Genomic DNA, 7109 nt, shown 5'->3' on the forward strand with positions numbered 1-7109 from the left:
CAGTGCTTTCGGGGGATCGAACACGAAACATGTTCCAAGCCATCACCCCAGCGCCATTGATGAGGCAGGGCGGCTGCGTAGGATGGGCGTACGCCGTTGAGACGTGAGCCTTAAGCAAAATGACTGCCAGAACCCTTTACGACAAACACATTGATTCCCACACGGTGTGCGCCCTGGATGACCAGGGCCATGTGCTGCTTTATATCGACCGCCAAGTGATCAACGAATACACCAGCCCCCAGGCCTTCAGTGGCCTGCGTGAGGCTGGGCGTACTGTGTGGCGCCCCGGCACGGCATTGGCGGTGGTCGACCATGTAAACCCCACCACGCCTAAGCGCATCGCAGCCATGCCAGACGCGGGCGGAGCGCGGCAAGTGTCGTACCTGGCAGAAAACTGCCGGGATTTCGGCATTGAGCTGCTGGATATCCTCGACAAGCGCCAGGGCATCGAGCACGTGATCGCCCCGGAGCAGGGCTTTATCCTGCCGGGCATGGTGATCGCCGCCGGTGACAGCCACACCACCACTTACGGCGCCCTCGGAGCGTTCGGTTTTGGCATTGGCACCTCGGAAATCGAGCACCTGCTGGCGTCGCAGACCCTGGTCTACAAACGCCTGAAAAGCCTGCGCGTGACGGTCGACGGCGCGCTGGCACCGGGCCTGACCTCCAAAGATGTGATCATGGCGCTGATCGGCAAGATCGGCGCGTCGGGTGCCACGGGTTACGCCATCGAATTTTGCGGGTCAACCATCGCTGCGTTGAGCGTCGAAGCGCGCATGACCATCTGCAACATGGCGGTGGAAGCCGGTGCGCGTGGCGCCTTCATGGCCCCGGACGAAAAAGTCTTCGCCTACCTTAAAGGCAAGCCCCGCGCGCCGAAGGGCGAGCTGTGGGAACGGGCACTGGTGGGCTGGCGCCAACTGCACTCGGATGCAGGCGCGGTGTTTGACCAACAAGTGCAGCTTGATGCCAATACCTTGGAGCCTATGGTCACCTGGGGCACCAGCCCTGATCAGGCCGCGCCGATTGGCGCTCGGGTACCCGACCCGCAGGACGTCAGCGACTTGATCCTGCGCCAGGACATGCGCCGCGCCATCAACTATATGGGCCTGGAAGCCGGCATGTTGCTGAGCGATATCGTCATCAGCCATGCGTTTATCGGCTCCTGCACCAACGCGCGTATCGAAGACCTGCGCGACGCCGCCAGCGTGGTGCGCGGTAAGCACGTGGCCGACCACGTGCGGGCGATGATCGTGCCCGGCTCCACGGAGGTGCGCGACCAAGCCGAGGCCGAAGGTCTGGCAGAAACTTTTATCGACGCCGGTTTCGAATGGCGCCAGTCTGGCTGCTCAATGTGCCTGGCGATGAACGACGATGTGCTTGGCCCCGGCGACCGCTGCGCGTCCAGCACCAACCGCAACTTCGAAGGCCGCCAGGGCGCAGGGGCACGCACGCACCTGATGAGCCCGGCAATGGTTGCCGCTGCTGCTATCACCGGCCGCCTCACCGATATTCGCCACTTTGGAGACCGCGCATGAGCCTGCAACCGTTTACGCAGGTCACCGGCAAGGCCGCGCCGATGCTGGCGGCGAATATCGACACGGACGTGATCATGCCCAAGCAGTTCCTCAAGGGCATCGACCGCAGCGGCCTCGACCGTGGGCTGTTCTTCGACCTGCGCTTTTTGGCGTTGGGCGAGCCCAACCCTGAGTTTGTGCTGAACCAGCCGGCCTGGCAGGGTGCAAGTTTCATGGTGGTCGGGCCGAACTTCGGCTGTGGCTCCAGCCGCGAGCACGCGGTGTGGGGCTTGAAGCAAATGGGCATCCGCGCGCTGATCGGCAGCAGCTTTGCCGGGATTTTCTATGACAACTGCCAGCGCAACGGGGTGTTGTTGATTGCCCTGGACGAGGCGATATTGCAGAAACTCGGGCAGACCGTCAGCCAGCCGGATCAGGCGCAGATCAGTGTGGACCTGGAAACACAGCAGATTCGTCTGGCCGATGGCCAGGTGATCCCATTCCAGATCGATACCTTACGCAAGACTGCGCTGTTATTGGGTCTGGACGCAATCGGCAGTACCTTGCAGCGTCGTGAGCAGATCCAAGCGTTTGAGCGCGGGCATTTGGCTGCCAACCCTTGGCTCAGTTGAAAGTCTACGTAGTTATATTAGTACAGAAAAACAACGCCCTGTTTTAATAAGAGGGCGCTTTTTTTTGTGTTATTTACTTTTCAAATAGCCCGGTTTAAACGCAGGTTTTGCCCATCATTGCTGGGGCCTTGGCGACGACAAGGGTTAATCGCGGAAAAACCACAGGTGTATTGGGTTGACACGTTGCAGGCCATCGGCTTAAGTGAGTGCTGGCTTGGAAAGCCAGTACCTATAATAAAAGGAAGTTGATGCTATGACCGTGGAATTAGTTGGTTTCTATGTCTCTGTGATGCCAGTGATCAAGTTAATAACCTGATCAACAGCGCTTGCCGGTAAACGGCTGTCTTTGTTGTGGATATCAATGCCTTGCCGGTCGATGAGCGGCACGCATGCCTATGTCCTTAATATAAGTTCAAACACAGAGAGTACCTACTCATGTCGATTTTTGATCAAGCAACGTATCGCTCGGTACAATGGCAAGACTGGCGCTGGCAGCAAAAGAATGCCCTGCGCGACGAACCTGCACTGCGCAATGCGTGCGGCGGTTGGAGTGAAGAAATAACGGCGCATATCGAGCACAACTTGCAAGACCGCAAGATGCAGATCACGCCTTATTATATTGATTTAATCAAACGCTCACTCACTGGCGGCCCGATCACAGACCATCCGTTATGGCGCCAGGTGGTACCGTACTGGAGCGAACAGGTCGCGGGCGATTACGACGGCACGTCGGAGAACTGGGAACTCGGCCATGAGATGAAAACGCCCATTTGCCAGCACAAGTACGACAATCGCGTCATCCTGCGCATGACCAACACCTGCAATGCCTATTGCCAGTTTTGCTTTGAGGCACTGCGCACCTTGCAGGTTGGCACCGAGAAAGCCAACGCCAGCACAGACTCCTTCAAGGATTCGGTGGAATACATCCGCAACAACCCGGCGATTGAAGAAGTGATCCTCAGCGGCGGTGACCCGTTGATGCTGGCCGACCGCAAGCTGGAAGAAAACCTCGCGGCGTTGCGTTCAATCAGTGACGACCTGCTGATTCGTATTCATTCCCGGGCGTTAAGTTTCAACCCGTTTCGCGTCACCGATGAATTAGTCGCGATGCTCGAGAAGTACCACGTTAATGCGTTTGGTGTGCATGTTTGCCATCCACTTGAACTGACGGCTGATTTTGCAGCAGCGGTAAAACGTATCCAGAGCGTGGTGCCAGTTGTATTTTCTAACATGCCGCTGTTGCGCGGCGTGAATGACGACGAAGCGACCTTGCATAAACTGTTTATTGATCTTTATCGCCTGGGTGTAAAGCCGTATTACTTGTATCACTTTATGCCGTTCTCACCGGGTGCGTCGGAGTATAAAGCCTCGATCAGCCAAGCCATCGCTATTATGGATCGCCTCAAACGGCGCGTGTCCAACATTGCCATGCCCGAATATGTACTGCCGCATGCACAAGGTAAGTTCACCGTGCCGTTGCTGGATTTTGAAAAGCCTGAAGACTTGCCGCATTTTGAAGTGCGTGACGGGCTGCGTCATTACCGTTTCCGTAACTGGGAAGGGCACTGGTGCAGTTGGCAGGATGCCTGAATTAACGTACGGCAAGAGGCAGTGTTTGTTATGAAGCAAGATGCGATTCTTTTTATAGATGTCGATGATAGTGTTTCGGTGCGTTACAGCTACCGCGAGCCCCACTTTGCTGCCGCGCGTGCACAAGGCCTGGTCTGTTTGACCGCAGGGGTTGCGGGGCGTCATCACCTGCAGCGGCTGCGGGACGACAGTGATGAAGTGTTCCTGCTCGAGTCGTTAACTGAACAGTCGATTCTGGACTTGGTGGGCCGGCTGGATGGGCGCTACCAGGTTCGCGCGATTTTCTGCCATGCCGGGCATCCGTCTGCACAGGGCGAAGTCGGCTGCATCGTTGCACACACCTGTAAGCGCCTGGGCTTGGTGTTCAGCTGCCCGGAGGCGATTGCCGCGTGCAATAACAAGTACCTGATGCGCCGCATGTTGCAAAAACAGGGGCTGCGTTCGGTGCCGTTCGCACTGTGCAATAACGAGCAGGAACTTCAGGCGGGCGCCGACCGGGTAGGTTATCCGCTGATCGCCAAACCGCCCTTTGGTGGTGCCTCGGCGTTTATCACGAAGTGTTCCAACTGGGCGCAGCTGCGCAGCCATTACGCACATTTCCTGAGCGACCACGGCGCAGCCTCTTATGCTGATTTTTATGGCTACGCGCACAGCTTGCCCGAAGCAGACGGACAGCGGCGCGAATACATTCCAGGGCGCAGTATCCTGCTGGAAGGCTATATCCCCGGTGTTGAAGGCAGCGTGGAATGCGTGGTGATCGGCGAGCGCGTTCATGCGCTGCTGATCAACGAAAAACTGCTGCTGACCGAGCGCAGCGGCACCGTCCTGGAGAACCTGCTGATTTCTCCGCCGACCTCTTTCACGGCGCAGCAGTGCGAGCAGATCCGCGAGTACGCCGCTGCATGCTTGCGCGCAGTCGGGCTGACCAACGCGGTGGTGCATTTCGAATTCCGCATGACCGATGCCGGGCCTGTGGTCATTGAGATCAACCCGCGCGTGGGCGGGCTGTATGTCAACGCGGCGTTGCGTGACCTTGCCGCGATCAACCCGCATCAGCTGTATATGCAGCTGCTGCTGGGCGAGCCGGGCCTCAATGCGCAACTTGAGGCTGGCGCGCACAAGGTCGCCAACGGCGACCAACATTACGCGATGCTGGCGGTTTACCCGGAGCACAGTGGCCATTTCAAGGGCATTGAGGGCCTGCAGTTCCTGGAGCATCACGCGTCGGTGCTGGAATACGCGCAACAGGACGCCGGTCACTACATCGACGCCGATATTGAAGAGCACTACCTGCTCAAGTGCTGGGCCAAGGTCGACGATGCCGCCGATGCTCATGCCTTGCATGATGCGATCAGGCAAAACCTGCACGTGATCATCGAGAATAGGGTTTAGCGATATGGATATCCCACAGATTTCCGCGCATTTGCGCGACCATCACTACTGCCACCGCCGCGACTTTCGCGAGTTGATCGCGGTTGAGCCCGGCGAAGAGCAAAGCTTTCGCGCCTACTGGGCAAACCTGGTCAGAGACGAGGCGTTCAAGGAATACACTCACCGCGAACGCCGCATCCTGCGCTATCGTTTATTGCCATCGCGGCAGTTACAGATCGACCGGAATGCGGCGTTCAAGTCGCCGGTCACCTATGCCGTCAAGTATCGACAGGGAGTGAACCACTTGAGCTATTGCGAGGATGGCTTTATCGAGCACCCGCTGATGCAGAAACTGTTGGCCACCGACCTTGCGGTGATTGCCCCGCATCTTGGCGAGCAGACCTACACGATTGATATCCACCAGTTCCGCGTTCGCGCAGATGCGCAATCGAGCAGCCCGACGACCTCGGGGATTCACCAGGATGGCCTGGATTGGGTGTTCATGCACTTCATTGGCCAGAGCAATACGGTGCCGGTGGTTTCGGAGGTATTTACCACGCAAACCGAGCAAAGCCGGGTGTTGAACCTGGCGATGGAGCAGTTTCTGGAAACCATCGTGATCAACGACCGAGGGCTCTACCACCGCGCTGGCGATGTGCGGCCCCAGGCCGATTCCGCGCCGGCCTGGCGCGATCTGCTGCTGGTGAGCCTGCGCGGCGTGCCGACTGACGAAGAGGCGCAGCCTGCATGAGCCAAGATCCGCAGTTGACCCTGTCGACCCGCAACGCCCGCCTGATCATCTTTGCCCGTGGCGTTTCGGACTTTGGTGCGTTCCTCAACATGGTGGCGCTGTCCACCTACGTTTACTGGCTCAGCCAAAGCGTGGTGTTTGTCAGTGTGTTTCTGGCATGCCGCGTCACCGGCGGGATTGTCGCCAGCTTGTTCGGCATTCCGTTTTTTCGGCGCTTTCCAGGGCGTAGCACCCTGGCAGGGCTGGACCTGGCCAGAGCGTTGCTGCTGTTGCCGCTGCTGGTGCTGATACCCGCGCATCAGCTCAGCGTGCTGCCCTTTATCGCGTTTGGTATCGGCCTGTGCAATTCGCTGTTTGCCATTGGCTTGAACAGCCAGTTGCCCACGTGGGTCGCGCTTGAGCAGCGGGTGAGCACCAATGCATGGATCACGTCGGCGGCGGCCACTGGCGCAGTGTTTGGCAGTCTGCTGTCCGGGTTGTTGATTGCCACCGGAGGCTTCGAGGCGGTGTTTGCCGTCAACATCGGCACCTACGTCCTGGCCGCCTGCCTGATCCTGCCGTTGCGCGCGTTGTACTCAGTCGCCGTCGCCGCGCATCGCGGCCTTTCGGCTGAATGGCGCGAGCTGACCCAAGGCCTGCGCGGCGCGCCGGTGCTGGCGGCAATGCTGTTGATCAGTATGCTCGACACCCTCGGCAGCGCGGCGCATAACGTCGGCTGGCCGGTGTTGTCGCAGTACATTTCGCCGGACACGGCAAAAACCGTCATGGGCTATCTGCTGGCGGTCTGGGCGTGTGGCAAGTTCGTCGGCGCGCGCATCGCCAGTGCGCTGTTGAACGGCCGTGGTACCCAAGCCATGGAGCGCCTGTTCATGCTGGGCGTGGCGCTGATGTCCAGCGGCTTCATCCTGACCTTCCAGCAAACCGAACTGTGGTTGGCACTGCTGTTGGTGGTGTGGGCGGGGTTGGGCGACGGCGTGTCCGAAGTGGCGTTGATCTCCCGTGCGCAAAGCGAGCCAGACAGCCTGCGTTTGCCGCTGTTCAGCTTATTGACCCTGATCCAGATGGCCGGCTTCGGCGTGGGCATGCTGGTGGTCGGGCCGTTCTACCTGACGTGGACGCCGGCCCAGGTGATCGTGTTGTTTCATGGGCTGCCGCTGACTGCCTTGCTGGTTATGACTGTGTGGATGGGTTTCAGCATTAATCGACGCGGTGCAGTTTGCGCTGAGGTGGGAGAGGACAAGGGTTGTT

6 protein-coding genes are annotated in these 7109 nt (G+C 58.8%); all 6 read left to right on the plus strand.

The genetic code is table 11. From position 1 onward, the window contains the following. The first annotated feature begins 119 nt into the window (after nt 1–119). Nucleotides 120–1538, plus strand: a complete 1419-nt coding sequence (gene leuC / locus FW764_RS26870; RefSeq protein ID WP_446436531.1) for a 3-isopropylmalate dehydratase large subunit — start codon at nt 120–122, stop codon at nt 1536–1538. Beyond that, nucleotides 1535–2149: a 3-isopropylmalate dehydratase small subunit gene (gene leuD / locus FW764_RS26875; RefSeq protein WP_446436532.1), complete on the plus strand. Its 615-nt coding sequence runs from the start codon at nt 1535–1537 to the stop codon at nt 2147–2149. Before leuC ends, leuD begins: the two co-directional genes overlap by 4 nt. A 435-nt stretch (nt 2150–2584) precedes the next feature. After that, nucleotides 2585–3739 carry a KamA family radical SAM protein gene (locus FW764_RS26880; RefSeq protein ID WP_446436533.1) on the plus strand — a complete coding sequence of 385 codons (1155 nt, stop codon included), beginning with the start codon at nt 2585–2587 and terminating at the stop codon, nt 3737–3739. Nucleotides 3740–3769: 30 nt separating this feature from the next. After that, nucleotides 3770–5131, plus strand: a complete 1362-nt coding sequence (locus FW764_RS26885) for an ATP-grasp domain-containing protein (protein WP_446436534.1) — start codon at nt 3770–3772, stop codon at nt 5129–5131. 4 nt (nt 5132–5135) lie between these two features. Continuing rightward, nucleotides 5136–5861 carry a 2OG-Fe dioxygenase family protein gene (locus FW764_RS26890; protein WP_446436535.1) on the plus strand — a complete coding sequence of 242 codons (726 nt, stop codon included), beginning with the start codon at nt 5136–5138 and terminating at the stop codon, nt 5859–5861. Continuing rightward, on the plus strand, nt 5858–7109 hold a 1252-nt coding region (locus FW764_RS26895; RefSeq protein WP_446436536.1), incomplete at its 3' end, for an MFS transporter. The genes FW764_RS26890 and FW764_RS26895, both read left to right, overlap by 4 nt.

This window comes from Pseudomonas sp. 1152_12 (assembly GCF_052850675.1).

Coding starts and splice junctions, on each gene's coding strand:
- leuC (WP_446436531.1), top strand. CDS start 120: ATGACTGCCAGAACCCTTTACGACAAACACATTGATTCCCACACGGTG.
- leuD (WP_446436532.1), top strand. CDS start 1,535: ATGAGCCTGCAACCGTTTACGCAGGTCACCGGCAAGGCCGCGCCGATG.
- FW764_RS26880 (WP_446436533.1), top strand. CDS start 2,585: ATGTCGATTTTTGATCAAGCAACGTATCGCTCGGTACAATGGCAAGAC.
- FW764_RS26885 (WP_446436534.1), top strand. CDS start 3,770: ATGAAGCAAGATGCGATTCTTTTTATAGATGTCGATGATAGTGTTTCG.
- FW764_RS26890 (WP_446436535.1), top strand. CDS start 5,136: ATGGATATCCCACAGATTTCCGCGCATTTGCGCGACCATCACTACTGC.